This is a genomic window from Alphaproteobacteria bacterium (genome assembly GCA_018063245.1).
Taxonomy (GTDB): Bacteria; Pseudomonadota; Alphaproteobacteria; order JAGPBS01; family JAGPBS01; genus JAGPBS01.
In genome coordinates, this window is the sequence record JAGPBS010000031.1 from 1 (window position 1) to 24,256 (window position 24,256).

The 24,256-nt window shown below is 39.8% G+C and carries 21 protein-coding genes; 17 read left to right on the forward strand and 4 right to left on the reverse strand.

Going from position 1 to position 24,256, the window contains the following annotated elements; genetic code table 11:
• On the reverse strand, positions 1-549 hold a 549-nt coding region (locus KBF71_05495), incomplete at its 3' end, for a hypothetical protein (protein ID MBP9877772.1).
• Between the two features lie 31 nt (positions 550-580).
• The gene (locus KBF71_05500) at positions 581-2,104 is read right to left on the reverse strand and encodes a peptide ABC transporter substrate-binding protein (GenBank protein MBP9877773.1); all 1,524 of its coding nucleotides are present in this window, start codon (positions 2,102-2,104) and stop codon (positions 581-583) included.
• 175 nt (positions 2,105-2,279) lie between these two features.
• Here KBF71_05500 and KBF71_05505 point away from each other — a divergent pair, with 175 nt between their 5' ends.
• The gene (locus KBF71_05505) at positions 2,280-2,789 is read left to right on the forward strand and encodes an invasion associated locus B family protein (protein MBP9877774.1); all 510 of its coding nucleotides are present in this window, start codon (positions 2,280-2,282) and stop codon (positions 2,787-2,789) included.
• Positions 2,790-2,889: 100 nt separating this feature from the next.
• Complete coding sequence (locus KBF71_05510; protein ID MBP9877775.1) at positions 2,890-4,566, forward strand: thiamine pyrophosphate-binding protein; 1,677 nt, start codon at positions 2,890-2,892, stop codon at positions 4,564-4,566.
• Positions 4,567-4,576: 10 nt separating this feature from the next.
• On the opposite strand, the gene KBF71_05515 is transcribed toward KBF71_05510, so the two are convergent.
• On the reverse strand, positions 4,577-5,002 hold the full coding sequence (locus tag KBF71_05515; GenBank protein ID MBP9877776.1) for a hypothetical protein: 426 nt from the start codon (positions 5,000-5,002) through the stop codon (positions 4,577-4,579).
• Positions 5,003-5,010: 8 nt separating this feature from the next.
• Positions 5,011-5,940, reverse strand: coding sequence for a hypothetical protein (locus tag KBF71_05520; GenBank protein ID MBP9877777.1), 930 nt, complete (start codon positions 5,938-5,940; stop codon positions 5,011-5,013).
• A gap of 135 nt (positions 5,941-6,075) precedes the next feature.
• Here KBF71_05520 and KBF71_05525 point away from each other — a divergent pair, with 135 nt between their 5' ends.
• The 15 genes from KBF71_05525 to tuf form a co-directional block, all read left to right on the forward strand.
• Positions 6,076-6,879, forward strand: a complete 804-nt coding sequence (locus KBF71_05525; protein ID MBP9877778.1) for a TIGR00282 family metallophosphoesterase — start codon at positions 6,076-6,078, stop codon at positions 6,877-6,879.
• A gap of 78 nt (positions 6,880-6,957) precedes the next feature.
• The gene (locus tag KBF71_05530) at positions 6,958-7,707 is read left to right on the forward strand and encodes a YebC/PmpR family DNA-binding transcriptional regulator (GenBank protein MBP9877779.1); all 750 of its coding nucleotides are present in this window, start codon (positions 6,958-6,960) and stop codon (positions 7,705-7,707) included.
• Between the two features lie 23 nt (positions 7,708-7,730).
• On the forward strand, positions 7,731-8,279 hold the full coding sequence (gene ruvC / locus KBF71_05535) for a crossover junction endodeoxyribonuclease RuvC (GenBank protein MBP9877780.1): 549 nt from the start codon (positions 7,731-7,733) through the stop codon (positions 8,277-8,279).
• Between the two features lie 258 nt (positions 8,280-8,537).
• On the forward strand, positions 8,538-8,729 hold the full coding sequence (gene secE / locus KBF71_05540; protein ID MBP9877781.1) for a preprotein translocase subunit SecE: 192 nt from the start codon (positions 8,538-8,540) through the stop codon (positions 8,727-8,729).
• A 3-nt stretch (positions 8,730-8,732) separates the two neighbouring features.
• Positions 8,733-9,263: a transcription termination/antitermination protein NusG gene (nusG, locus tag KBF71_05545; protein ID MBP9877782.1), complete on the forward strand. Its 531-nt coding sequence runs from the start codon at positions 8,733-8,735 to the stop codon at positions 9,261-9,263.
• Positions 9,264-9,361: 98 nt separating this feature from the next.
• Positions 9,362-9,790: a 50S ribosomal protein L11 gene (gene rplK, locus KBF71_05550; GenBank protein MBP9877783.1), complete on the forward strand. Its 429-nt coding sequence runs from the start codon at positions 9,362-9,364 to the stop codon at positions 9,788-9,790.
• Positions 9,791-9,797: 7 nt separating this feature from the next.
• Positions 9,798-10,502 (forward strand): 50S ribosomal protein L1, encoded by a 705-nt coding sequence (gene rplA, locus KBF71_05555; GenBank protein ID MBP9877784.1) that lies wholly within the window; start codon positions 9,798-9,800, stop codon positions 10,500-10,502.
• Positions 10,503-10,801: 299 nt separating this feature from the next.
• Complete coding sequence (rplJ, locus tag KBF71_05560; GenBank protein ID MBP9877785.1) at positions 10,802-11,314, forward strand: 50S ribosomal protein L10; 513 nt, start codon at positions 10,802-10,804, stop codon at positions 11,312-11,314.
• A gap of 55 nt (positions 11,315-11,369) precedes the next feature.
• Positions 11,370-11,744 (forward strand): 50S ribosomal protein L7/L12, encoded by a 375-nt coding sequence (gene rplL, locus KBF71_05565; protein ID MBP9877786.1) that lies wholly within the window; start codon positions 11,370-11,372, stop codon positions 11,742-11,744.
• Positions 11,745-12,368: 624 nt separating this feature from the next.
• On the forward strand, positions 12,369-16,574 hold the full coding sequence (gene rpoB / locus KBF71_05570) for a DNA-directed RNA polymerase subunit beta (protein ID MBP9877787.1): 4,206 nt from the start codon (positions 12,369-12,371) through the stop codon (positions 16,572-16,574).
• Between the two features lie 60 nt (positions 16,575-16,634).
• Positions 16,635-20,810 carry a DNA-directed RNA polymerase subunit beta' gene (gene rpoC, locus KBF71_05575; GenBank protein MBP9877788.1) on the forward strand — a complete coding sequence of 1,392 codons (4,176 nt, stop codon included), beginning with the start codon at positions 16,635-16,637 and terminating at the stop codon, positions 20,808-20,810.
• Between the two features lie 184 nt (positions 20,811-20,994).
• The gene (gene rpsL, locus KBF71_05580; protein ID MBP9877789.1) at positions 20,995-21,366 is read left to right on the forward strand and encodes a 30S ribosomal protein S12; all 372 of its coding nucleotides are present in this window, start codon (positions 20,995-20,997) and stop codon (positions 21,364-21,366) included.
• Between the two features lie 12 nt (positions 21,367-21,378).
• The gene (gene rpsG, locus KBF71_05585) at positions 21,379-21,849 is read left to right on the forward strand and encodes a 30S ribosomal protein S7 (protein ID MBP9877790.1); all 471 of its coding nucleotides are present in this window, start codon (positions 21,379-21,381) and stop codon (positions 21,847-21,849) included.
• A 40-nt stretch (positions 21,850-21,889) separates the two neighbouring features.
• Positions 21,890-23,965, forward strand: a complete 2,076-nt coding sequence (gene fusA, locus KBF71_05590) for an elongation factor G (protein MBP9877791.1) — start codon at positions 21,890-21,892, stop codon at positions 23,963-23,965.
• A gap of 29 nt (positions 23,966-23,994) precedes the next feature.
• Positions 23,995-24,256, forward strand: a 262-nt coding sequence (gene tuf, locus KBF71_05595) for an elongation factor Tu (protein ID MBP9877792.1), incomplete at its 3' end; no start/stop codon positions are given.

The window sequence follows — 24,256 nt, forward strand, 5'->3', positions numbered from 1 at the left end:
AATGCCAATGTGTGTTAAAGCAAAAATCAAAATAGCAAAAAGACTGTTTATCTCAAAGGTGGAATTTAAAATCTGTGCTTCTGCACTGAATGTAATTGCTTTTAAATAGAGGCTTAAAAAGAGGATACAGAGCCAAAAAGTAGGCACTGAGATTGAGAGTAATGTAAAGGCATTGATGATTTTTGATAAAAAAGATTCTCTGTATAGAGCTGCTAAAATGGAAAGGCCATATGAACAAGAAAGCGTAACAGCAAGCCCGATCATGACAAGGAAAAAACTATTTTTAAGAGCAGGGAAAAGAATAGTTGCCACAGGTCTGTTAAACAGAAAAGACCAGCCAAAATCACCCTGTAGTAATTTTGTCACCCAATCTATAAATTGTTCATAAAAGTATAAAAAATGAGAATCAGGTGTAGCACTTGAACTGAGCCCCATTGATGCTGCGTAAAAGGGATCACCTGGCATAAAATAGAGAAGTAGAAACAAACACAAGACTGTGATGAAGCAAGTGAAACAGAATTCAATAACTTTAGTGATTAGGAAACTCATTGATGATGAACCCGCAAGAGAGGTATCCAATTTATTCTGTGAAAAACCACTTTTCAACAAAAAAGCTCTCTGGATAATAATGAGGGTTCACAGTGATTCCTTCAAGTCTTTTTTTGCGAATTTCTGTCTTGACTGGGTGAAATAAAGGAATAAATGGAACTTCATCGGCAAGTGATTCTTCAAGCTCAGACCATAAAATCTTTTCATTATTTTCATTTTGTGACTGTTCTAATTTCTGGAGTAGATTGTCAATATTGGCATTTGCAAGGCCCATATAATTGTAGCCTGTGTATTGATTTATTTCGTTTGGAATGCTCTTTGATGAAAACATTGAACTCGGAATATAGTGTGGTGTTTTAGGCCAACCGATGAAAAGCAAATGATCAAATCGTCTTTCCTTTAAAGTTTGTCCAAAAAATGTTCTGTGAGGCTCTGTTGTGATTTTGATATCAATGCCTACTTCCCCCCACATGCTTTGTAGAATCTGGGCAATTTGATTTCTAAGACGATTATTTGATTCTAAAACGAGCGTTAACCTTAGCGGTAAGCCGTCTTTTTCATATATTTTGGATTTAGGATTGAAGTTAAAACCTGCAGCCTCAATGAGTTCTTTTGCACCCGCTTGATTCACTTTTGTGATATTTTTTGATATATCAGCGCGTTCAAGAGAGGATAAATACATTTCAGCGATCTCAGCTTTGCTATTTTGAACAACCTGTTTAATTTTTTCGCGATCGATTCCAAGCAAAAGAGCACGGCGCACTCTTTTATCAGCGAGGACCGTGTTTGTTGTGTTGATCATGATCATTTCTTGCCCAAGAGCTGGTGTTGTATCGAGCGTATATGTCTCTTGTAATTGGTTTATGATTGTTTTGATCTGACTATTTTGGAGCCGATTTGATGGAGCGATCAGATCAAATTCATGATTCAGAACATGCATTTCAAGCGCATGCCCATCTTGAATAGATTTCAATGTAATTTTTGAAAATAAAGGATGTTGTTCCGTTTGAGGCCAATATGGATTTGGTTTAAATTCAATGAGTCCATAGGGGCTAAACTGAGAAATGACATAGGGGCCATTGTAGAGGCCAGGCAGAAGAGGGTTTTGATGATAATTCGTTTCTTTCAAATAGAGATCTGGATTTTTTTCAAAAAGAGGTCCTTCAAGATGTGCAGGTAAAATCCAAAAATCACTGAAATCAGCTGCATGAAGGCTGTTTTTGTTTCTGGTAATCTTGATGGTTTGATCTGAGAGAGCCTCAATTGAGATAATATCGTGACGGTAAAAACCTGCATTGGGAAAATCATACCCTTTATATTTTCCAACTTGCCAGGTGAAAATAACATCCTCAGATGTCACCGGTTTGCCATCTCCCCAAAAGTAAGTGCCAAGTGTCAAGATGACCTCAGATTGTCCAGGAGATATTTCCTTGATTGTTTGTGATTCTGTTGTCGGCAAAGATGAGCATAATAGACAGACAAGTTCATTTTTTGAGTTGTAGTTGGTAAGAGGTCTTAGTGCAAATCCTAGTGTATAAAGAGACTCAGTTGTCATGACACTAAGAGGGTAAAATGACTTAGGTAGATTTGAAGTTGCAATATGCAATCTATTCTTATTTTCATCGCCTGCAAAAGAAATGCTTGTTTTTATCAGGAAAAAAAATACAATAACGATGCATAGCAAAAAATTACAAGCTATCGATTTTATAACATAGGAGGCATATTTGCTCATGTTGACACTTTCAAAAAAAATTGGTTTTGCTGTTTTTGTTTCAGCAGCATTCTTTGTATCAAACTCTGCACTGGCGGCCACAAATAAAACAATTGATGATTGGCAATTGGTTTGTGGAGACAAAGATCAAGACGGCAGAGATCATTGTATGATGACTCAGACGATTGTCAACCCAGAAAATAATTTGGGGATTCTGTCTGTTGCCTTGGGCACATATAGAAACAAAACACAACCAAGCATTGCTTTCAATTTACCGCCTCAAATCAATCAGGATAAAGAAATTGTCTTGGTTTTTGATCAAGAAACAACAGGCCATGTTTTTCATGTTAGCAGTTGTGATGGTGTAAAATGTACAGCAGTTAGAGATATGAATGATGGAATGCTCAATTCACTCAAGAATGCGAAAGATGCTACTGTGCATTTTGATGTGAAGGGTGGTGAAAATGTAAAGGTGCATATTTCATTGAAAGGCTTTGAGTCAGCTTACAGACAATTGATTCAAAAATAGAAAATGATAATGAAAAAAAACCGGTGAGAGCCGGTTTTTTTGTGCTAAAATAAAGCTATTGGTACTGCGACTAAGATATAATAAAAAGAAAGAAAATCAAATGATAAAAGCTGGTCATGCCATTATCAAAATCATAGAATCTTATGGAATTCGTCACGGCTTTTGTGTGCCTGGTGAAAGTTTTTTAGAAATTATGGATGGTGCTTATGACTCAAACTCATTTCAGCTTATTCATACACGTCATGAAGGTGGCGCTTCTTTTATGGCTGAAGCCTACGCAAAGCTAACAGGGAAACCTTCCATTTTAATGGTAACGCGTGGTCCAGGGGCTTGTAATGCTTCAATAGGGATTCACACCTCTTTTCAAGATTCAACGCCAATGGTTGTGATTATTGGTGATGTCGCAAGGGAACATCTTGGGCTTGAAGCTTTTCAAGAGATTGATTTTCCAGCTATGTTTACGCCAATTGCTAAAGCTGCGTTTCGTGTGACAGATTCTAAGAGAATTCCTGAATTTATGCATAGAGCTTTTAAGATCGCGACCCAAGGTAGGCCTGGGCCTGTTGTTATTTCAATTCCTGAAGATGTTTTGCGTGAAGACATTCCCTTAAATTCATTGGCGCAGGAGTCTTTATCTCCTGCTGTTTCTGAGAGGTCAACGCTTTTAGGGGCCGATGCTTCACTGATGGATTCGCTTGCACAGCTTTTAGAAAAAGCCAAGCGTCCTCTATGCATTTTGGGAGGTAGTTCCTCTTTCTGGTCAAATGAGCTTGTCACAAAATTGTCAGAGAGATTGAATGATTTGAGCATACCTTTTGCAACTTCTTTTCGTCGGCAAGATTTGATGAATGCAAAATTGTCAAATTATGTTGGAGAACTAGGAACAGGGATCAATCCTGCTTTAAAAGACTATGTCCAGAAGGCGGATCTCGTTTTAGCAATTGGTACAAGGCTTGGTGAGATGCCTAGCCAAGGCTATACTCTCTTTCATGAGGCAAGCTCAGATCAAAAAATTGTTTTTGTCCATCCAGATGTTTTGGGGGCAAGGCCTGCTTTTCAAATAGAGCTCACAATACAGACTCCCATTTCCGATTTTGTTCATGTTTTTCAGAACGTGCCTGTGAAAAACAAATGGGAATCTTGGTGTGTAGAGGGGCATAGTCTTTATGAAAAATGGGCATTGTTTGCCTCAAATGTGCATCTTCCTGAAGGGTTTAACTTAAGTAGAATGTTTCTGACACTAAAAGATGTTCTGCCAGAGAACTGCGTGCTGACAAATGATGCCGGGAATTTCTCAGGCTGGGGACATCGTTTTTTTGATTATGTGCGTCCGCGCCGTCAGTTAGCGCCGGTAAATGGGGCTATGGGATATGCTGTTCCTTCTGCCATTGGTGCAAAATTTGTCGATCCGAAGCGGCCTGTGATTGGTTTTGCGGGAGATGGTGGGTTTTTAATGACAGCTCAGGAACTTGCAACTGCAAAGCAATTTGGGCTCAATCCATTTATTATCGTGATGAATAATAATATGTATGGAACAATCCGAATGCATCAAGAAGCAAGATTTCCGAAACGTGTTTCAGCAACGTCATTAAAGAATCCAGATTTTGTTATGCTGGCTCATTCTTATGGGGCAAATGCAATCCGTTTGACATCAGAGAGAGATTTTTTGCCAATGGTTGAAAAAGGCTTGAGGTCTTCATTTCCTTTTGTGCTGGAGATTCCGCTTTTGCAAGCACAGATTTCAACCAGTCGTAATCTAGCGCTGAGCATGGAATGATACAAATCACTTAAGCAGGTTCTGAGTGTGTTTCGGCCTGTCTTTCTTTTAAATCCTCAATCTGTTGAATGAGAGCTTCGATTTGCTGTTCTTGCTTTGCGAGTGTTTCTTTAAGCTGCGTTCTTCTCTCTTTTAGCTTTGATATTTTATTCTCAAGCAAGGTAAAAGGTGTGTGTTGCTCTGATGTGCTGGTGTTTTGAGCTTTGCTTATATGTGCAAGACTTTGCTGATAATTTATGTTTGATAGAATCGCTTCAATTTCTGTGAGTCGTTTTTGTTTTTCAGCGATTGCATCATTCGAAAGCGTTCTTTCTAACAGATTGATTTCATAATAATGATTCAAAAAAGGAAGCCCAATCAATAGAAGGAAAGTTACTGATAAAACAATGGTAAGGAGTTTGGCTGTCATTGGAGAGGGCATTTGTTGTGTAAACATGGTTTTCCTTATCGCGTTTTTGTGATGTTGATGAACCCTTTTTCTGGTTCGTTTTCAAGGGGTGATTGATTGTTTAAGTCTCTTTGCAGATTCTGCACTTCTTTTTGTAAAAAGGAAATTTGTGCCTCGGCAAGGTCCTGCACATGCTGCAAATTGTCTTGTATCATGTCATTGATGCGTGTTGGCAAATCTTGGATCAAATCAACTAGCGCTTGATCTACATGATGATCTTCATTGTGAAATGATGTGCCGTCATTTCTGTAGAGACTTGGGGTTAGAATGGTCTCCAACCTTAAAAGCAAAGATGATTGGATAAAAGTGATAATATAACTTCTGATTGCGAGAAGAAAGGCATAGAGGCAACTTAGAATGATGGGGAAAAGGTAAGGGCCAGATTCATTGATAAAAAGGCTAAATGCATTGGCGCGGCTTGGATCTTGACCAATTTGTGTTTGCCCTGCAATTGCTTCTAAGATTTGAAAATGATTGATTGTGAGGAGAAAAACACTGGCAATAAGACCCGATAGGAGAATGAGCCATTCTGTCGTTTTAAGGCTTCTCATCTGTTCATCTAAGTAGTATGAGATCTTGTTCAAGATAGCCTGTATATCAAAAAAGCTAAGAGACAGATCGAATTCATCCGTGTTTTTGTCTTTCTTTAACTTGGAAATCAGATAGGTTGATAAAGTAGCGAGCTCTTTTGGTCTTTTGTTCGTTAAAACACCATTTTTTAAATGCATCAACCATTGCTGATACTCAGCCATTTTGTGTAAGGCAAAAGAACTGTGAACGAGAGCAAGTGCGAAAAATACTGTAATGGAAAGATTGATAGGCAATTCAGCGAAGAACATATCCGATAAAAGTGGGGCGTAGTAATCCCCAGTGGTCATAATCAGAGCAGCACAAATGGCCAATGCAAGAGGGAGAATATATTTCATGGATATCGATCCTTTTTGTTTTTATGTGAAAAAGTATTTCACTTTTTTGTCTGATGTGAAATGATTTTCTTGTAAAATATGAAGTTCTCACTCAATATAAAAACTTAATATAAATGATGAAGTTAAGGACTCACAATGCGCATTTTATTTTTAGGAGATATCGTTGGCAGATCAGGTAGGGACGCCGTTATTCAAAAAATGCCCCAGTTAAAAGAAAAATATGCTCCAGATGTCACGATCGTCAATGCTGAAAATGCAGCCGGAGGCTTCGGGATTAATGCTGAAATTGCGAAAAGCCTATTTGCTATTGGTGTTGATTGCCTCACAACGGGGAATCACATATGGGATCAAAAAGAGGCGATGTCTTATATTTCCCAGGAAAAGCGTCTCTTAAGGCCTATGAATTTTCCGCCAGGAACGCCTGGGTTTGGATCATACTTGCTTGAAACCTCTAAAGGGAAAAAGGTTCTTGTCGTCAATTTGATGGCGCGCTTATTTATGGATCCGGTTGATTGTCCGTTTCAGGCGATTCAAAATTTGCTGACGCGTTATAGTCTAGGCTCATCAGTGGATGCGATTTTCATTGATTTCCACGGAGAGACAAGCAGTGAGAAAATGTCATTTGGCCATTTTGTGGATGGAAAAGTCTCTGCAGTCGTTGGAACGCACACGCATATTCCAACAAGCGATCTTCGTATTTTAGAAAAAAGAACAGCCTATCAAACAGATGCAGGCATGTGCGGTGATTATAATAGTGTGATTGGCATGGAAAAAACAACGCCTGTTCAAAAGTTTGTGACCAAAATGCCAGGTCCGAAAATGACACCAGCGATGGGCGAGGCGACCCTTTGTGGTTCAATCATCGATTTGGATGATGAAGGCCTTGCGGTCTCTGTTCAGCAATTGATTTTAGGACCTCATTTGGCAGAGAGAGGCTAGAAGAAGATCTAGCTTTTTGAATTATGTCTATGGTAATATATGAAAAAATTGATCGTCAGAAAGGATTGAAGGACTCACATGGCAGGACATTCCCAGTTTAAAAATATTATGCATCGTAAGGGTGCTCAAGATCAAAAAAGAGCCAAAACTTTCAACAAGATTTCACGTGAAATTATTGTATCAGCCAAGTCTGGTATGCCTGATCCGGCCTTTAACCCAAGGTTAAGAGCAGCAATCCAGAGCGCACGTGCAGCAAACATGCCGAAAGATCGTGTTGAAAAAGCAATTAAAGTGGCAACGCAAGGTGTTGGTGGTGACAATTACGAAGCCATTCGCTATGAAGGCTATGGTCCAGGTGGTATTGCCGTTATTGTAGAAGCTTTGACTGACAATAAAAACCGCACAGCGGCTGATGTGCGTGCTGCTTTTAATAAGAGTGGTGGATCATTGGGTGAAACCAATTCTGTCAGCTTTATGTTTGATAATTGCGGTTTGATCATTTATGAGAAATCAAAAGTCAATCTTGATACATTATTTGAAAAAGCGCTTGAAGCAGGTGCGGATGATGTGAAAGAGGAAGGCGATGTTGCAGAAGTGATCATGTCTCGCGAAAATTTTGGCGATGTGCGCGAGCTGTTGGAAAAGGAATTAGGAGAGCCACAAGAGGCAAGCCTCACATGGCGTCCCCATAATTTGATTTCTGTTGATGAAGATACAGCAAGAACGCTCCTAAAATTGATCGATACACTTGAAGACAATGATGATGTGCAAACTGTCTTCTCAAATTTTGAAGTGTCTGAAGAGCTCATGGAGAAGTTAACGGCATAATTTTTCTAACCGAAAGGAGAAAAATGGTTCGCATTATTGGCTTAGATCCTGGCTTGCGCAAAACAGGATGGGGTATTATAGAAGCTGAAGGCTCCACTTTGAAGTATGTGGCCCATGGGCTTGTGACCTCTGATTCTGAAAAAGACATGGCGGCAAGACTTGTTGAGTTACAAGAAGGGCTCTTTGACATTTTGATGGCCTATAAGCCAGATGAAGCTGCGATTGAGCAGGTTTTTATGAATAAAAATCCAGTATCGACTTTAAAACTTGGGATGGCACGAGGTGTTATTATGTTTGCACCTGCCAAAGAAGGCCTTTCTGTGGCTGAATATCCAGCAAATCTGGTGAAGAAGTCGATTGTAGGAACGGGCCATGCCGAAAAGGCCCAAGTGATTGCGATGGTGAATATGCTTTTGCCAATGGCGCGCGTGTCTCAAGAGGATGCTGCAGATGCTTTAGCCATTGCGATTTGCCATGCCCATCACAGACAAACAGCTAATTTAATTGGTGGAACCATGGCAGGGGCCTGGCAAGGCGCTCCCAAAAGAAAAGCACGGATGAAGGGTTTTTAGGTCTGGTTTGTTTATTTATAAAGACAAAATATACAATTGTCATATTGTAAGCATCAAGAAATTCATTGATGAAAGATAAAAGCGCCTTGTGAGCGTATTGGGATGCCATTGATGCGAATTGAAAATGCGAATGAGCTTAATTTGCTATTGAATAAGACGTCAAATAAAGTTTTTTTTGAAAGTTGAATTTTTAGGTTGAAACTTGGCGAATCGTGCTGTATAAATTATAAATTCATTTTGCTACGATAGGAAAGCCTTATGACACATCCCGCTGAATTTGTAAAACAGGTTAAAAGCGAAGTTAAAAAAGTAACTTGGCCTTCTCGGAAGGAAACAATGATGACAACTGTTATGGTTTTCATTATGGTTTTGCTTTCATCTATATTCTTTTTGGTTGTGGATCAGTTCTTTTCCTTTGGTGTTAAGTTTTTACTAGGAGTTGGGGGTTAACAGATGACAGCCCGTTGGTATGTTGTACAATGTCATTCAGGTTCTGAAAAAAAAGTCGCTCAATCGATTCGTGAGAAGGCTGAAACAGAAGGCTTGAAAGATAGTTTTGAAGAAATTTTGGTTCCATCACATGAAGTGGTGGAAGTTCGCCGTGGAAAAAAAGTTCAAACAGAGCGTAATTTCTACCCAGGATATATATTAGTGAAAATGTCAATGTCAGACACAGTTTGGCATATGGTTAAAAATATTTCACGCGTTTCAGGCTTTTTGGGCGGCTCAGGTAAGCCTGTTCCCATGAGTGAGAAAGAAGTTGTGAAAATCATGTCACAAGTGAAGGATGGCGTTGAAAAAATCCGTCCAACAATCTTGTTTGATGTGGGTGAAGAAGTTCGCGTGTCAGATGGTCCTTTTGCTTCCTTTAACGGAATTGTTGAAGAAGTAGACCTCGATAAAGCACGCTTAAAGGTCTCGGTGTCGATTTTTGGTCGAGCAACACCAGTAGAGCTTGACTTTAGTCAAGTAGAGAAGGTATAATACCCTTCGCGTCGTGGGAGGCTAGGTTCTGTTTTGAAAGAAATAGAGCGGATCCGAACCACTAACTCTTAGTTAAAAGAAAGGTTTAAGAGGATAAAATGGCAAAGAAAATAACCGGATATATTAAATTGCAGGTTCCATCAGGGGCTGCAAATCCATCTCCACCAATTGGTCCAGCTCTTGGTCAACAAGGCTTGAACATTATGGAATTCTGTAAAGCTTTTAATGCAAAAACACAAGAAATGGAAAAAAATATTCCACTTCCAGTTGTGATTACAGTTTACCAAGATCGTACATTTACATTCATTATCAAGACACCTCCTGTCAGCTATTGGGTGAAAAAAGAAGCAAAATTAGCAAAGGGGTCACAGACACCTGGTCGTGGTTTTGCTGGTAAAATCACCAAAGCGCAAGTGAAAAAAATTGCGGAAACAAAAATGGTTGATATGAATTCTGTTGATGTTGAAGGCGCAATGCAAATGATCGAAGGATCAGCGCGTTCAATGGGTATTGAAGTTGTGGAGTGATTGAAAGATGGTAAAATTAGCAAAAAACATGAAGACAAAACTTCAGCTCGTTGATAAAGATAAGCTCTATGATTTAGCTGAAGCGTTAGAAATCGCAAAGAAATGCGCAACATCAAAATTTGATGAAACACTTGAAATTGCTATGAACTTGGGTATTGATCCAAGGCATGCAGACCAAGCTGTTCGCGGAATGGTTGACTTACCAGCAGGTACAGGTAAAGACATTCGTGTTGCTGTTTTTGCAAAAGGCGATAAAGCTGAAGAAGCAAAAGCTGCAGGCGCAGAATTTGTTGGTGCTGACGATCTAGCAGATTTGATTCTTGCGGGTAAAGTTGATTTTGATCGATGCATTGCAACACCAGACATGATGGTTGTTGTTGGTAAATTAGGTAAAGTGTTGGGTCCGAAAGGCTTGATGCCAAATCCTAAATTAGGAACAGTAACGCCAAATGTCGTTGCAGCTGTAAAATCAGCAAAGTCAGGTTCTATTGAATTTAGAGCTGAAAAAGCTGGTATTATTCATGCAGGTATTGGTAAATGCTCGTTTGATCAAGATGCTTTGATGAAAAACGTTAAAGCTTTTGTGAATGCAATTGTAAAAGCAAAACCAACAGGCGCAAAAGGTGTTTACTTACGTAAAATTACCTTATCCTCAACAATGGGGCCTGGTTTAAAGCTTGATATCGCTAAATTAACAGCGGAATTGGCTTAAGGTTGAGTTTTTAAAGTTTTGGAAGAAGGGTTATGCTCTTCTTCCAATTTCTGTCCGAGATTGTGGGTGGTGTTTGTTTTGTGATTCTGTTGAAAAACAAAACAAAGATCTTAATTTCCAACATGAGGCAGGAGAGAGAATTTCTAAGAATAAGTATCCTTATTCGGAAGATATTTTTCTCCTGGGACAGGGTTCTAGGAGCCTAAAACCCCTTACAGGGATTTAGGGTAATATTAACCTGAATAGGGAAGAATATTTCGATATTTTTCTTTGTTCAACAACGAAACGGAGACATTCTCGTGGATCGTACACAAAAAGAGCAAGCCGTTCAGGAACTCAATGCAGATTTGGCAACAAAAGCACAAATCGTTTTGGTTCTCGAGCAAACAGGTTTGACTGTAGCCGAATCAACAGAACTTAGACGCTCAATGTCTGGTGCTGGTGCAAGGTTTAAAGTTGTGAAGAATACACTTGCGTCTCTTGCGATTGTTGGAACACCATTTGAAAATCTGAAGGACCTTTTAAAGGGGCCGACAATTTTAGCATATTCTGCTGATCCTGTCGCACCTGCAAAAGTTGCTAACGATTTTGCAAAGAAGAATGACAAGTTAAAAGTCATGGGTGGATCCTTTAATGGTAAGCTTTTAGCTGAACAAGATGTCAGCTATCTAGCTAAATTGCCATCATTGGATCAGTTGCGCTCAACATTGATTGCAATGATTCAAACCCCTGGTACCCGCATTGCGGGCGTTCTTCAAGCACCAGCCGGTCAATTGGCTCGTGTTTGTGGTGCCTATGGTTCCAAATCGTAAAACGTAAAGTGTGAATGTTAACTAACGAATCTATCTAATCTAAGGAGATATAAAGATGACTGATATTCAAAAAATTGCTGAAGATCTATCAAAACTAACAGTTATGGAAGCGGCTGAACTTTCTAAGCTTCTCGAAGAAAAATGGGGCGTATCTGCTGCTGCTCCAGTTGCTGTTGCTGCAGCTCCTGCTGCTGGTGGCGGTGAAGCTGCTGAAGCAAAAGACTCATTCGATGTGATTCTTGCTGCTGCAGGCGAAAAGAAAATTGAAGTGATTAAAGTTGTTCGCGAAATCACAGCTCTCGGTCTTAAAGAAGCAAAAGACCTCGTTGAAGCTGCTCCAAAACCAGTTAAAGAAGGAGCAACAAAAGACGAAGCTGAGAAAATCAAGAAAAAACTTGAAGAAGCAGGCGCAAAAGTCGACCTTAAGTAAGGTTAATTTTGGGGTGGCCTTGTCAATCTACGGATTGATAAGGCCATTTCTTTTGTTGATTATTTATAATGAACTAATTTTTTCGGTTAATAATTAAGCGATAAAATTAGAGATTATGAGATTCGTATTGTGGTATATAAAGTTGAATTTGAACTTTTTTTAAAAAAAAGAGTGAAAATTTATAAAAAATGACTAGAATCTAGTTGATTAACTTTATGTGATTGGATACAATACGTGATTACAATCATTAAAGGAGTATTCAGACAGACCTTATTAACCAAGTGAGGATGTTAGAGTGCTGCTTGAATTTGTTTATCAGTTAGGTGAAAAACTAATTGAAATTTGCAAGAACTTAGGTAGATTAGGAACTATCCTTGTTTATTTAAGATGTCAAACTATAAAATAAAGGTGTTAGAAACTCAAAGTTGTAAAATCAAACTGGAAAATGTGATCAGATTTTATGTTCTTTCTTTTAGCGAGTAAAGTTGGAGCCAATCAGGAGCAAATAGAGTTGATACACTTTGAAAAAAGCCCTAAAAATAGAGACAATCTTGTTTCGTGAGTGATACCTTAGTTGTGGTGTATGAAGAATATTGGTGGAATATAACTTAAAGAGGGGCATAGATGGCCAAGTCATTTACAGGTCGTAAGCGTATTCGTAGTAGCTTTGAACGAATTAAAGAAATTATCAAAATTCCAAATCTGATTGAAGTTCAGAGACAGTCATATGAGGGGTTTTTACAGTTAAATGTGCCACCAGAAAAAAGGCAAAATTTAGGTCTACAAGAAGTATTTAAATCAGTCTACCCAGTGAAAGATTTCGCGGGTAAGGCTGTATTGGACTTTGTCAAATATGAATTTGAAAAGCCAAAGTATGACATTGAAGAGTGTCAACAGCAAGATATGACATTTGCATCACCGCTCAAAGTGACATTACGCTTGAGTGTTTTTGACATTGATGAAGAAACAGGTCTTAAATCCTTAAGAGATATCAAAGAGCAAGACGTCTATATGGGCGATATTCCTTTGATGACAGATAAAGGTACCTTCGTTATTAATGGATCAGAACGTGTTATCGTCTCTCAAATGCATAGATCGCCAGGTGTCTTCTTTGCGCATGATAGAGGTAAAACACATGTGTCAGGTAAACTTTTGTTTGCAGCGCGTATTATTCCATACAGAGGCTCATGGATTGACTTTGAATTTGATGCGCGTGATATTCTTTATGTCCGTATTGACCGTCGTCGTAAATTGCCAGCATCGACCTTATTGATGGCACTTGATAACCAGGCAACAGAAGCTCTACGTGAGAAGAAAAAGAACAAAGCTTTGTCTGCTTATGAAACAGTTGGTATGTCGAGAGAAGAAATACTGTCTCATTTCTATGATACAAGTGTTTATAAAAAGAGTAAAAAAGGGTGGGTTACACCTTTTAGTCCAGAGCGTCTGAAAGGGCAAAAGCTTGTTAATGATCTGATTGATGCATCAACAGGCGATGTTTTGTTAGAAGCAGGGCAAAAAATCACACCAAGACAGCTTAAAAAATTAGCTGAAGAAAAGGTAAAAGACATTCTTGTGTCTGATTCTGAAATGGTCGGTCTTTATCTTGCAGAAGACATCATCAATGAATCAACAGGTGAAGTTTGGCTTGAAGCAGGTGATGAAATCACAAAAGAAAGCCTTGTTCTTCTTGACAAGGAAAATTGCAAAGAAATCAGAGTTCTCTACATTGATCATATCAATGTTGGTCCATATATGCGTAATACGCTTGCAATTGACAAAAACAATACAAGAGAAGAAGCTCTCATCGATATCTATCGTGTGATGCGTCCAGGTGAGCCTCCAACATTGGAATCAGCTGAAGCTCTCTTTAAATCATTGTTCTTTGATGCTGAGCGTTATGATTTATCAGCTGTTGGTCGTGTAAAGATGAATGAACGTCTTGATTTTGAAGCTGATGATTCAATTAGAACATTGCGTAAAATGGATATTATCGCGATTCTTAAAATTCTCCATGAGTTAAAAGACGGTCGTGGTGAGGTTGATGATATTGACCACTTGAGCAATCGTCGTGTTCGTTCAGTTGGTGAATTGATGGAAAATCAGTATCGCTTAGGTCTTCTTCGTATGGAGCGTGCAACACGTGAACGGATGAGTTCTGTTGAGATTGATACTGTGATGCCGCATGATCTGATTAATGCTAAACCAGCGGCAGCTGTTGTGCGCGAGTTCTTTGGAACATCGCAATTGTCTCAGTTTATGGATCAAGTGAATCCACTTTCTGAAATTACACACAAACGTCGTATGTCAGCATTGGGCCCAGGAGGTCTAACGCGTGAACGTGCAGGTTTTGAAGTTCGTGACGTTCACCCAACTCACTATGGCCGGATCTGTCCAATTGAGACTCCTGAGGGGCCAAACATTGGTTTGATCAACTCTCTATCGACTTTTGCGCGTGTGAATCAGTATGGATTTATTGAAAGCCCGTATCGTAAAGTTGAAAATGGTAAAGTTTCAAGTGAAGTTGTCTATTTATCAGCGATGCAAGAGAGCAAATATACAATTGCTCAGGCGAATGCAAAGTTAGATAAAACAGGTAAATTCGTTGAAGAGCTTGTGACTTGTCGTGAGAATGCTGAATATGTGATGAAGCGTCCTGAAGACATTCAACTCATTGACGTATCGCCAAAGCAAATTGTATCTGTTGCGGCCTCTTTGATTCCGTTCTTAGAGAACGACGATGCGAACCGTGCGTTGATGGGTTCAAACATGCAACGTCAGGCAGTACCTCTCATTAAAACAGATGCACCACTCGTTGGTACAGGTATGGAAGCAACAGTTGCTCAAGATTCTGGGGTATCAGTTGTTGCCCGTAGATCTGGTGTAGTTGATCAGATTGATGCCTCACGTATCGTGATTCGTGCAACAGATGATGTTGATTCATCAACACCAGTTGTTGATATCTATAATCTGCGTAAGTTCCAAAGATCGAACCAAAGCACCTGTATCAATCAAAAGCCAGTTGTTAAAGTTGGTGATTTGATTGAAAAAGGCGATATTATTGCTGATGGTCCTTCAACAGATCTTGGTGAATTGGCTCTTGGACGCAACGTTCTTGTCGCTTTTATGCCTTGGAATGGTTATAACTTTGAGGATTCAATTCTGATTTCAGAAAGAATTGTGAAAGATGACGTCTTTACATCAATTCATATTGAAGAATTTGAAGCGGCAGCAAGAGATACGAAACTAGGACAAGAAGAAATCACGCGCGATATTCCGAATGTGGGTGAAGAAGGTCTTAGAATTCTCGATGAAGCAGGTATTGTTTACATTGGTGCTAAAGTAAACCCGGGCGATATTCTGGTTGGTAAAGTAACACCAAAAGGTGAAAGCCCAATGACACCAGAAGAAAAGCTATTACGTGCTATTTTTGGTGAAAAAGCATCAGATGTGCGTGATACAAGTCTTCGCTTGCCACCTGGTGTATCTGGAACGGTTGTAGAAGTTCGCGTTTATTCACGTCGTGGTATTGAAAAAGATGAACGTTCAGTTGCAATCGAAAGAGCACAGATTGAACGCTTGTCAAAAGATAGAGACGATGAAAGAGCTATTCTTGAACGTGGTTATTTTAATCGCTTGAAAGATATGATCTTGGGACAAAAAGTTATTTCTGGACCTAAGGGTGTGAAAAAAGGTGCATTGATCAATGATGACCTTTTGGCTGAGTACACTCCAGGACAGTGGCGTCAGATTGTTGTTGATAATGAAAATCTCATGAAAAATATTGAAGCTGCATCAGCAGTGTTTGATAAGAGTATTGAGGCTCTCAAAGCAAGATTTGAAGACAAGGTTGAAAAAATTCAACGTGGTGATGAATTGCCTCCAGGCGTGATGAAAATGGTTAAAGTTTTCGTTGCGGTGAAGAGAAAATTACAACCAGGTGATAAAATGGCGGGACGTCACGGAAATAAAGGTGTGGTCTCTAAAATTATCCCAGTTGAAGATATGCCATATCTTGATGATGGAACGCCGGTTGACTTGGTTCTCAATCCTCTTGGTGTGCCGAGCCGTATGAACGTGGGTCAGATTCTTGAAACACACTTAGGTTGGGCTTCAGCAGGTCTAGGAAGACAGATCTCACAAGTTCTAACAAATCTTGAAAACCAAGGTGTTAAGGCGCTAACTGCTGATAATTCTACGCATGCTAAAGCTGATACAAAAGAACTAAAAGCCAAATTGAAAGATATTTACGGTGATGATGTTTATAAAAATGACATTGAGAACCTCAATAACTCTGAATTGTTTGAGTTGGCTGGAAATCTTTGCAAGGGTGTACCGTTCGCATCTCCTGTATTTGATGGTGCTAAAGAGGAAGATATCGTTAAGATGCTTGATAAAGCAGGGCTTGATCGTTCAGGTCAGGTAACCTTGATTGACGGTAGAACAGGTGAAACATTTGATCGTAAAGTAACCGTTGGTTATATTTATATGCTCAAATTGGCTCACATGGTTGATGATAAAATTCACGCACGATCAATTGGTCCTTATTCTCTTGTTACGCAGCAACCTCTTGGTGGTAAAGCTCAGTTCGGTGGACAGCGTTTCGGTGAGATGGAAGTTTGGGCACTTGAAGCTTATGGTGCAGCTTATACACTTCAAGAAATGCTTACATTTAAATCGGATGACGTGTCGGGTAGAACAAAAGTATATGAATCTATCATACGTGGTGATGATAACTTTGAGGCTGGTATCCCTGAATCATTCAACGTTTTGATGAAGGAATTGCGGTCACTTGGTTTGAATGTAGAGCTACAGCAAACACGGTATTAAAAACAAGCCCAGCATATAAAAGTGTTGGGCACCTAAAATCTTTCTTGTAGGAGAAGGTATATGAATAAAGAATTAGTAGATATTTTTGGTGATGTGTCAAACTCTCGCAATTTTGATAAATTGCGTATCTCAGTGGCAAGTCCTGAAAAAATTAGATCTTGGTCAACAGGCGAAATCAAAAAGCCTGAAACAATTAACTATAGAACATACAAGCCTGAAAAAGGTGGTCTGTTCTGTGCTCAAATTTTTGGACCGGTCAAAGATTACGAATGTCTATGCGGTAAATACAAACGCATGAAGTATCGCGGTATTATTTGTGAAAAATGTGGTGTTGAGGTCACTCTGTCTAAAGTGCGTCGTGAACGTATGGGGCATATTGAACTTGCATCGCCAGTTGCACATATTTGGTTCTTAAAGTCACTTCCAAGCCGTATTGGTATGCTTTTGGATATGACCTTGCGGGATCTAGAACGCGTTCTTTATTTTGAGAACTATATTGTGATTGAACCAGGTCTAACACCTTTGAAAATTCGTCAACTTTTAACAGAAGATGAGTTTTATCAAGCACAAGATGAGTATGGAGATGATGCTTTCACAGCGATGATTGGTGCTGAAGCGATTCAAATTATGCTCCGTGCCCTTGAGTTACCTGAGTTATATACTCAGCTTCAAGATGATCTGAAAGAAACTTCATCGGAAGCGAAGAGAAAGAAACTCGTAAAACGCGTTAAAATTGTTGAAGCTTTCTTAGAGTCAGAAACAAAGCCGGAATGGATGATTCTTGAAGTTGTTCCAGTGATTCCACCTGAGTTACGTCCTTTGGTTCCTTTGGATGGTGGTCGTTTCGCAACATCGGATTTAAATGATCTTTATCGTCGTGTTATCAACAGAAACAACCGTCTGAAAAGATTGATTGAACTGAGAGCGCCTGAGATTATTGTTCGAAATGAAAAGCGTATGCTTCAAGAATCTGTTGATGCCTTGTTTGACAATGGTCGTCGTGGTCGTGAGATTACGGGTACGAATAAGCGTCCGCTTCGTTCACTTTCACATATGCTGAAAGGGAAACAAGGTCGTTTCCGTCAAAACTTGCTTGGTAAACGTGTTGACTATTCAGGTCGTTCTGTGATTGTTGTTGGTCCAGACTTGAAATTGCACCAATGTGGTTTGCCGAAGAAAATGGCACTCGAGCTGTTCAAGCCGTTTATTTATTCGAAACTAGAAACTTACGGTATGGCTTCAACAATCAAAGCTGCAAAGCGTATGGTTGAAAAGGAAAGACCTGAAGTTTGGGATATTCTTGAAGAGGTTATTCGCGAACATCCAGTTCTCTTGAACAGAGCGCCGACACTTCACAGGCTTGGAATTCAAGCATTTGAACCTATTCTGATTGAAGGTAAAGCGATTCAGCTTCATCCACTTGTTTGTGCAGCATTCAATGCTGACTTCGATGGAGATCAGATGGCAGTACACGTGCCTCTATCTTTAGAAGCGCAATTAGAAGCACGCGTTTTGATGATGTCTACGAACAATATTCTATCTCCTGCGAATGGTAAGCCAATTATTGTTCCATCACAGGATATCGTATTGGGACTCTACTACTTATCTCTACAAACAGATGGTGCTGTAGGCGAGGGAATGGCTTTTGCAAATGTTGGAGAAATTGAACAAGCTCTGGATGCAAAAGTAATTACACTTCATACAAAAATCAAAGCTCGTTATCAAACAATGGGTGATGATGGACAGTTGCAAACAGATATCTATGAAACCACACCTGGTCGTATTTTCATTGCTGAAATCTTACCTAAACACAAAGGGATGACCTTTGAACTTGTGAATAAGGTTTTCACGAAAAAGGATGTCAGTAACGTTCTTGATGTTGTTTACAGACATTGTGGCCAAAAAGCAGCTGTGATTTTTGCAGATCGCTTGATGGGGCTTGGCTTTAAGCATGCATGTAAATCTGGTATTTCTTTTGGTAAGGATGATCTGATTGTTCCGGACTCAAAAGATGGTTTGATTGAAAATGCACAAAATAGTGTTCGTGAATTTGAAGCACAATATCAAGATGGTTTGATTACCCAAGGTGAAAAATACAATAAAGTCGTTGACGTCTGGTCAGCTTGTACAGAACAAGTTGCGGATGAGATGATGAAAGTGATTTCACAGCCTGATAAAAACGGTAAAATCAACTCAGTCTTTATGATGGCACATTCAGGTGCGCGTGGTTCTGCTGCACAAATGAAACAGCTAGCAGGTATGCGTGGATTGATGGCAAAACCATCCGGTGAAATTATCGAGACACCGATTATTTCAAACTTTAAAGATGGTTTGACCGTTCAAGAATACTTTAACTCCACCCACGGTGCACGTAAAGGCCTTGCAGATACAGCTCTGAAAACAGCTAACTCAGGTTATCTAACAAGACGTCTTGTCGATGTGGCTCAGGATATCATCATTCGTGAAGTCGATTGTGGAACTGAGAAGGGTATTCTCATGAAAGCAGTGATTGATGGTGGTGATGTGATTTCATCTTTGGGTGAACGTATCCTTGGTCGTACAACATGTCATGATTTAAGAGATCCAATTTCAGGTGATTTACTGCTTGCAGCTGGTGGATTGATTGGTGAGCGTGATATTGATGCAATCGAAAGAGCTGGTATTGAATCTGTTCAGGTGAGATCAGTTCTCACTTGTGAGTTGACAGAGGGCGTTTGCGCAAAATGTTATGGTCGTGACTTGGCAAGAGGTGTGCTCGTTAACAAAGGTGAAGCTGTTGGTGTTATTGCGGCTCAGTCTATCGGTGAGCCAGGAACACAGCTAACAATGCGTACCTTCCACATTGGTGGTGCTGCTATGCGTGGTGTTGAGCAATCATCTGTTGATTCTGATTTTACAGGTATCTTGAAAATCAATAACAAAAATATTGTTATGAATAGTCAAGGTTTTGCGATTGTCATGGCACGTAACACTGAACTACTCGTTGTTGATGAGAAAGGTCATGAAAAAGCTAAATATCGTGTTCCATACGGATCGAAACTCCTACGTACAGAGGGTGCTAAAATCGAAAAAGGTCAGAGATTGGCTGAGTGGGATCCATATACAATTCCAATTGTAACGGAACATGCGGGTATTGCTCAGTTTGTTGACTTGGTTGAAGGTGTATCTGTTCGCGATGTTGTTGATGAAACAACAGGTATCGCATCGAAAACAGTTGTGGACTGGCGTCAACAGCCTCGTGGGTCTGATTTGCGTCCTCGTGTTGCTCTAACAGGTGATAATGGTGATGTCATCAAACTTGCGAATGGCGCAGAAGCACGATACTTCTTGTCAGTCAATGCTATTTTGAATGTTGAGAATGGTGCGCATGTACAGGCAGGTGATGTGATTGCACGTATTCCAGTTGAAGGTCAGAGAACAAGAGATATTACAGGTGGTCTACCACGCGTGATTGAGTTGTTTGAGGCTCGTATTCCAAGAGAATTTGCGATTATCTCTGAAATCGATGGTCGTGTTGAATTTGGTAAAGATTATAAAGCGAAACGTCGTTTGATTGTTGTGCCTGAAGATTCAGAGGCTTCACCAATTGAATATATGATTCCAAAAGGTAAGCATATTCATGTCCAAGAGGGTGATTTTGTGAAACGCGGTGATCTGTTGCTTGACGGTAGCCCTGTGCCACATGATATTCTCAGCATTCTTGGTGTTGAAGCTTTGGCTGACTATTTCTGTAATGAAATCCAAGAAGTCTATAGATTACAAGGTGTGAAAATCAATGATAAGCACATCGAAGTTATCATGAGACAGATGTTACAGAAGGTTGAAGTCTTGAATCCAGGTGAAACAACATTTATGCAAGGTGAACTTGTTGATAAGCTTGAATTTGAAACTGTGAATAATAAAGCTGCTGCTAAAAACCAATTGCCAGCAACTTCTAAAGCAGTACTTCAAGGTATTACAAAAGCTTCTCTACAAACAAGATCATTCATTTCTGCGGCTTCCTTCCAAGACACAACACGTGTTTTAACAGAAGCAGCTGTTGAAGGTAAAGTGGATGTATTACACGGCTTGAAGGAAAACGTTATTGTTGGTCGACTCATTCCAGCAGGAACGGGATCACTGGCTGAACAATACAAGAAAATCGCTGCTGCTAGAGATATGAGTGCTGCACTACCATCTCACGATGTGAGTGGCGGAGCTGCTCTCGAAGAGTCACATGAGACAAATGTTGCGTAATAAAGAAGAACCGTGAAGTTTGTTTTAAAATTTTGAGGGAAATTGAAAGGTTTTTCTTGACGAATTGAAATTATGTGATTATAGTCTCATAATCTTATGAGAAAATTAAACCGCTCTAAGGGGCAAAATAATGGACAAGTCTTCTGTAAGGCTTGTCCATCTTTAAAGAAGGTAAGAGGATAGAATGCCAACCGTACAACAGTTGATTAGAAAACAACGTACAGATAAAGTAGTTCGTTCAACGAACCCAGCACTTCAGGCATGCCCACAAAAACGTGGCGTATGTACTCGTGTTTATACAACAACACCAAAAAAGCCTAACTCAGCGTTACGTAAAGTTGCAAAAGTTCGCTTGTCTAACGGAATGGAAGTGATTGCTTATATTCCTGGTGAAGGCCATAATTTACAAGAGCACTCAATTGTTTTGATTCGCGGCGGTCGTGTAAAAGACTTGCCGGGTGTTCGTTATCACATCATTCGCGGTACGCTTGATACACAAGGTATTGCAAAACGTCGTAAGCGTCGTTCGCATTATGGCGCTAAGAGACCTAAATAAGGAGAATAAGTTATGTCAAGACGTCATCGTGCTGAAAAAAGAGAAGTATTACCGGACGCAAAGTTTGGAAGTATTATTGTTACAAAATTTATGAATTGCGTTATGTTGGACGGTAAAAAATCTGTTGCTGAGCATATTGTATACGCAGCTTTTGATTATTTAGCAAAGCAAACAAATAAAGATCCTATCGAAGCCTTCGAAGAAGCTTTAGAAAATGTAAAGCCAAGAATCGAAGTAAGGTCAAGACGTGTTGGTGGTGCAACCTATCAAATCCCTACAGAGGTTCGTGGTGAGCGTCAACAAGCTCTCGCTCTTCGTTGGATTGTAGATGCAGCTCGCAAGCGTAATGAAAATACAATGACAGAAAGTCTCGGGAAAGAGTTGGTTGAAGCTAATAACAACCGTGGTGCTGCTGTTAAAAAGAGAGAAGATGGTCAAAAAATGGCAGAAGCAAATAAAGCTTTTGCTCATTATAGATGGTAATTGTGAATATAGTAGAGATAAAGAAGCAGGTTAATTAAAAATGTCTAAAAAAGTTCCATTAAATAAGTATCGTAATATCGGGATTATGGCCCATATTGATGCTGGTAAAACCACAACGACAGAGCGAATTTTGTATTATACAGGTCGTTCATACAAAATTGGTGAAGTTCATGAAGGTACAGCAACGATGGACTGGATGGAGCAAGAGCAGGAGCGTGGTATTACCATTACATCTGCTGCGACAACCTGTTTCTGGAATGATCATCGTATTAACATTATTGATACACCTGGTCACGTTGACTTTACAATTGAAGTTGAGCGTTCGCTGAGAGTGCTAGATGGTGCTGTCGCTGTTTATGACTCAGTTGCTGGTGTTGAGCCACAAACTGAAACTGTATGGCGTCAGGCTGATAAATACCGTGTCCCACGTATGTGCTTTGTAAACAAAATGGACCGTATTGGTGCAAATTTCTATCGTTGCGTAGATATGATGAAGGATCGCCTTGGTGCAAGAACAATCGTTTTACAATTGCCAATTGGATCTGAGTCTGAATTTGTTGGTGTTGTTGATCTTGTAAAAATGAAAGCGATTGTCTGGAAAGATGAGTCTCTTGGTGCTGAATTTGAATACAAAGATATCCCAGCGGATTTAAAAGATAAAGCTGAAGAATATCGTCTTGCAATGATTGAAATGGCTGTTGAACAAGATGATAAAGCAATGGAAGATTACCTGGAAGGTAAAGAGCCTTCTGAAGAAATGCTCAAAAAGTGCATTCGTAAGGGGACAATTACATTACAATTTGTTCCTATCTTGTGTGGTTCATCTTTCAAAAACAAAGGTGTGCAGCCAATGCTTGATGCGGTTGTAGATTATTTACCTGCTCCAACTGATATTGAATCTATTAAAGGTATCAATCCTAAGACTGAAGCGGAAGATATTCGTCATTCTGATGAAAATGAACCTTTTGCAGGACTTGCATTTAAAGTTATGACAGACCCCTTCGTTGGTTCTTTGACGTTCGTTCGTATTTATTCAGGTAAATTGAAAGCTGGATCATATGTATTGAATTCAGTTAAAGATGAAAAAGAACGTGTTGGCCGTATGCTTCTTATGCATGCAAATACACGTGAGGACATTGAAGAAGCAACTGCAGGCGATATTGTGGCACTTGCTGGTTTGAAATATACAACAACTGGTGATACCCTCTGCGACCCAGCAAATCAAATTATTCTAGAGCGTATGGAATTCCCAGAGCCTGTTATTGAAGTTGCTGTTGAGCCAAAATCTAAAGCTGATCAGGAAAAAATGTCAGTTGCTCTGCAAAGACTTGCTGCTGAAGATCCATCATTCCGTGTGTCTGTAGATCAAGAAAGTGGACAAACAGTCATTAAAGGTATGGGTGAGCTACACTTAGAGATTATTGTAGATCGTATGAAACGTGAATTTAAAGTTGATGCGAATATTGGTGCTCCACAGGTTGCTTATCGTGAAACAATTACACAAAAAGCAGAAGTTGACTATACCCACAAAAAGCAATCAGGTGGTGCTGGACAGTTCGCTCGTATTAAACTTGTCTTTACGCCTCAAGAGCCTGGAATTGGTTACTCCTTCGACAGTAAAGTTGTTGGTGGTTCTGTTCCGAAGGAATATATTCCTGGTGTCATCAAGGGATTGGAATCATCGAAAGATACAGGTCCAATTGTTGGCTTCCCAGTTATTGATTTTAGCGTTGAGTTAATTGATGGTGCATACCATGATGTTGACTCATCCGCGCTAGCTTTCGAAATTGCTGCAAGAGCAGCCTTTAGAGAAGGCGTACAAAAAGCAAAACCTGTTCTTCTTGAACCGATGATGCGAGTTGAAGTAGTGACACCTGAAGAATATATGGGTGACGTTATTGGTGACTTGAACAGTCGTAGAGGTCAGGTTCGCGGTATGGAACCACAAGGAAATGCACAAGTTGTTTCTGCGATGGTACCTTTGGCAAACATGTTTGGTTATGTGAATACATTGAGATCTATGTCTCAGGGCCGTGCACAATATTCAATGCATTTTGACCATTATGAGCAAGTTCCAACGAACGTTGCTGATGAAGTTAAAGCTAAGATGGCATAACGTAATTTAAAAGGAAATGGAGTTAGACGATGTCAAAAGAAAAATTTAAGAGGGATAAGCCTCACTGTAATATCGGAACGATTGGTCACGTTGACCATGGTAAGACGACGCTGACAGCAGCGATCACAAAAGTGATGTCCAAGTCAGGTGGAGCAATCTTTTTAGGCTATGATCAGATTGATAAAGCACCAGAAGAACGTGAACGCGGTATTACAATTTCAACAGCACACGTTGAATATGAAACACCAAAGCGCCACTATGCGCACGTTGACTGCCCAGGCCACGCAGACT

What these genes read in the sequence shown, in the direction of transcription:
- KBF71_05500 (MBP9877773.1), bottom strand. Translation starts at nt 2,104, where the DNA reads ATGACAACTGAGTCTCTTTATACACTAGGATTTGCACTAAGACCTCTT.
- KBF71_05505 (MBP9877774.1), top strand. Translation starts at nt 2,280, where the DNA reads ATGTTGACACTTTCAAAAAAAATTGGTTTTGCTGTTTTTGTTTCAGCA.
- KBF71_05510 (MBP9877775.1), top strand. Translation starts at nt 2,890, where the DNA reads ATGATAAAAGCTGGTCATGCCATTATCAAAATCATAGAATCTTATGGA.
- KBF71_05515 (MBP9877776.1), bottom strand. Translation starts at nt 5,002, where the DNA reads ATGTTTACACAACAAATGCCCTCTCCAATGACAGCCAAACTCCTTACC.
- KBF71_05520 (MBP9877777.1), bottom strand. Translation starts at nt 5,940, where the DNA reads ATGAAATATATTCTCCCTCTTGCATTGGCCATTTGTGCTGCTCTGATT.
- KBF71_05525 (MBP9877778.1), top strand. Translation starts at nt 6,076, where the DNA reads ATGCGCATTTTATTTTTAGGAGATATCGTTGGCAGATCAGGTAGGGAC.
- KBF71_05530 (MBP9877779.1), top strand. Translation starts at nt 6,958, where the DNA reads ATGGCAGGACATTCCCAGTTTAAAAATATTATGCATCGTAAGGGTGCT.
- ruvC (MBP9877780.1), top strand. Translation starts at nt 7,731, where the DNA reads ATGGTTCGCATTATTGGCTTAGATCCTGGCTTGCGCAAAACAGGATGG.
- secE (MBP9877781.1), top strand. Translation starts at nt 8,538, where the DNA reads ATGACACATCCCGCTGAATTTGTAAAACAGGTTAAAAGCGAAGTTAAA.
- nusG (MBP9877782.1), top strand. Translation starts at nt 8,733, where the DNA reads ATGACAGCCCGTTGGTATGTTGTACAATGTCATTCAGGTTCTGAAAAA.
- rplK (MBP9877783.1), top strand. Translation starts at nt 9,362, where the DNA reads ATGGCAAAGAAAATAACCGGATATATTAAATTGCAGGTTCCATCAGGG.
- rplA (MBP9877784.1), top strand. Translation starts at nt 9,798, where the DNA reads ATGGTAAAATTAGCAAAAAACATGAAGACAAAACTTCAGCTCGTTGAT.
- rplL (MBP9877786.1), top strand. Translation starts at nt 11,370, where the DNA reads ATGACTGATATTCAAAAAATTGCTGAAGATCTATCAAAACTAACAGTT.
- rpoB (MBP9877787.1), top strand. Translation starts at nt 12,369, where the DNA reads ATGGCCAAGTCATTTACAGGTCGTAAGCGTATTCGTAGTAGCTTTGAA.
- rpoC (MBP9877788.1), top strand. Translation starts at nt 16,635, where the DNA reads ATGAATAAAGAATTAGTAGATATTTTTGGTGATGTGTCAAACTCTCGC.
- rpsL (MBP9877789.1), top strand. Translation starts at nt 20,995, where the DNA reads ATGCCAACCGTACAACAGTTGATTAGAAAACAACGTACAGATAAAGTA.
- rpsG (MBP9877790.1), top strand. Translation starts at nt 21,379, where the DNA reads ATGTCAAGACGTCATCGTGCTGAAAAAAGAGAAGTATTACCGGACGCA.
- fusA (MBP9877791.1), top strand. Translation starts at nt 21,890, where the DNA reads ATGTCTAAAAAAGTTCCATTAAATAAGTATCGTAATATCGGGATTATG.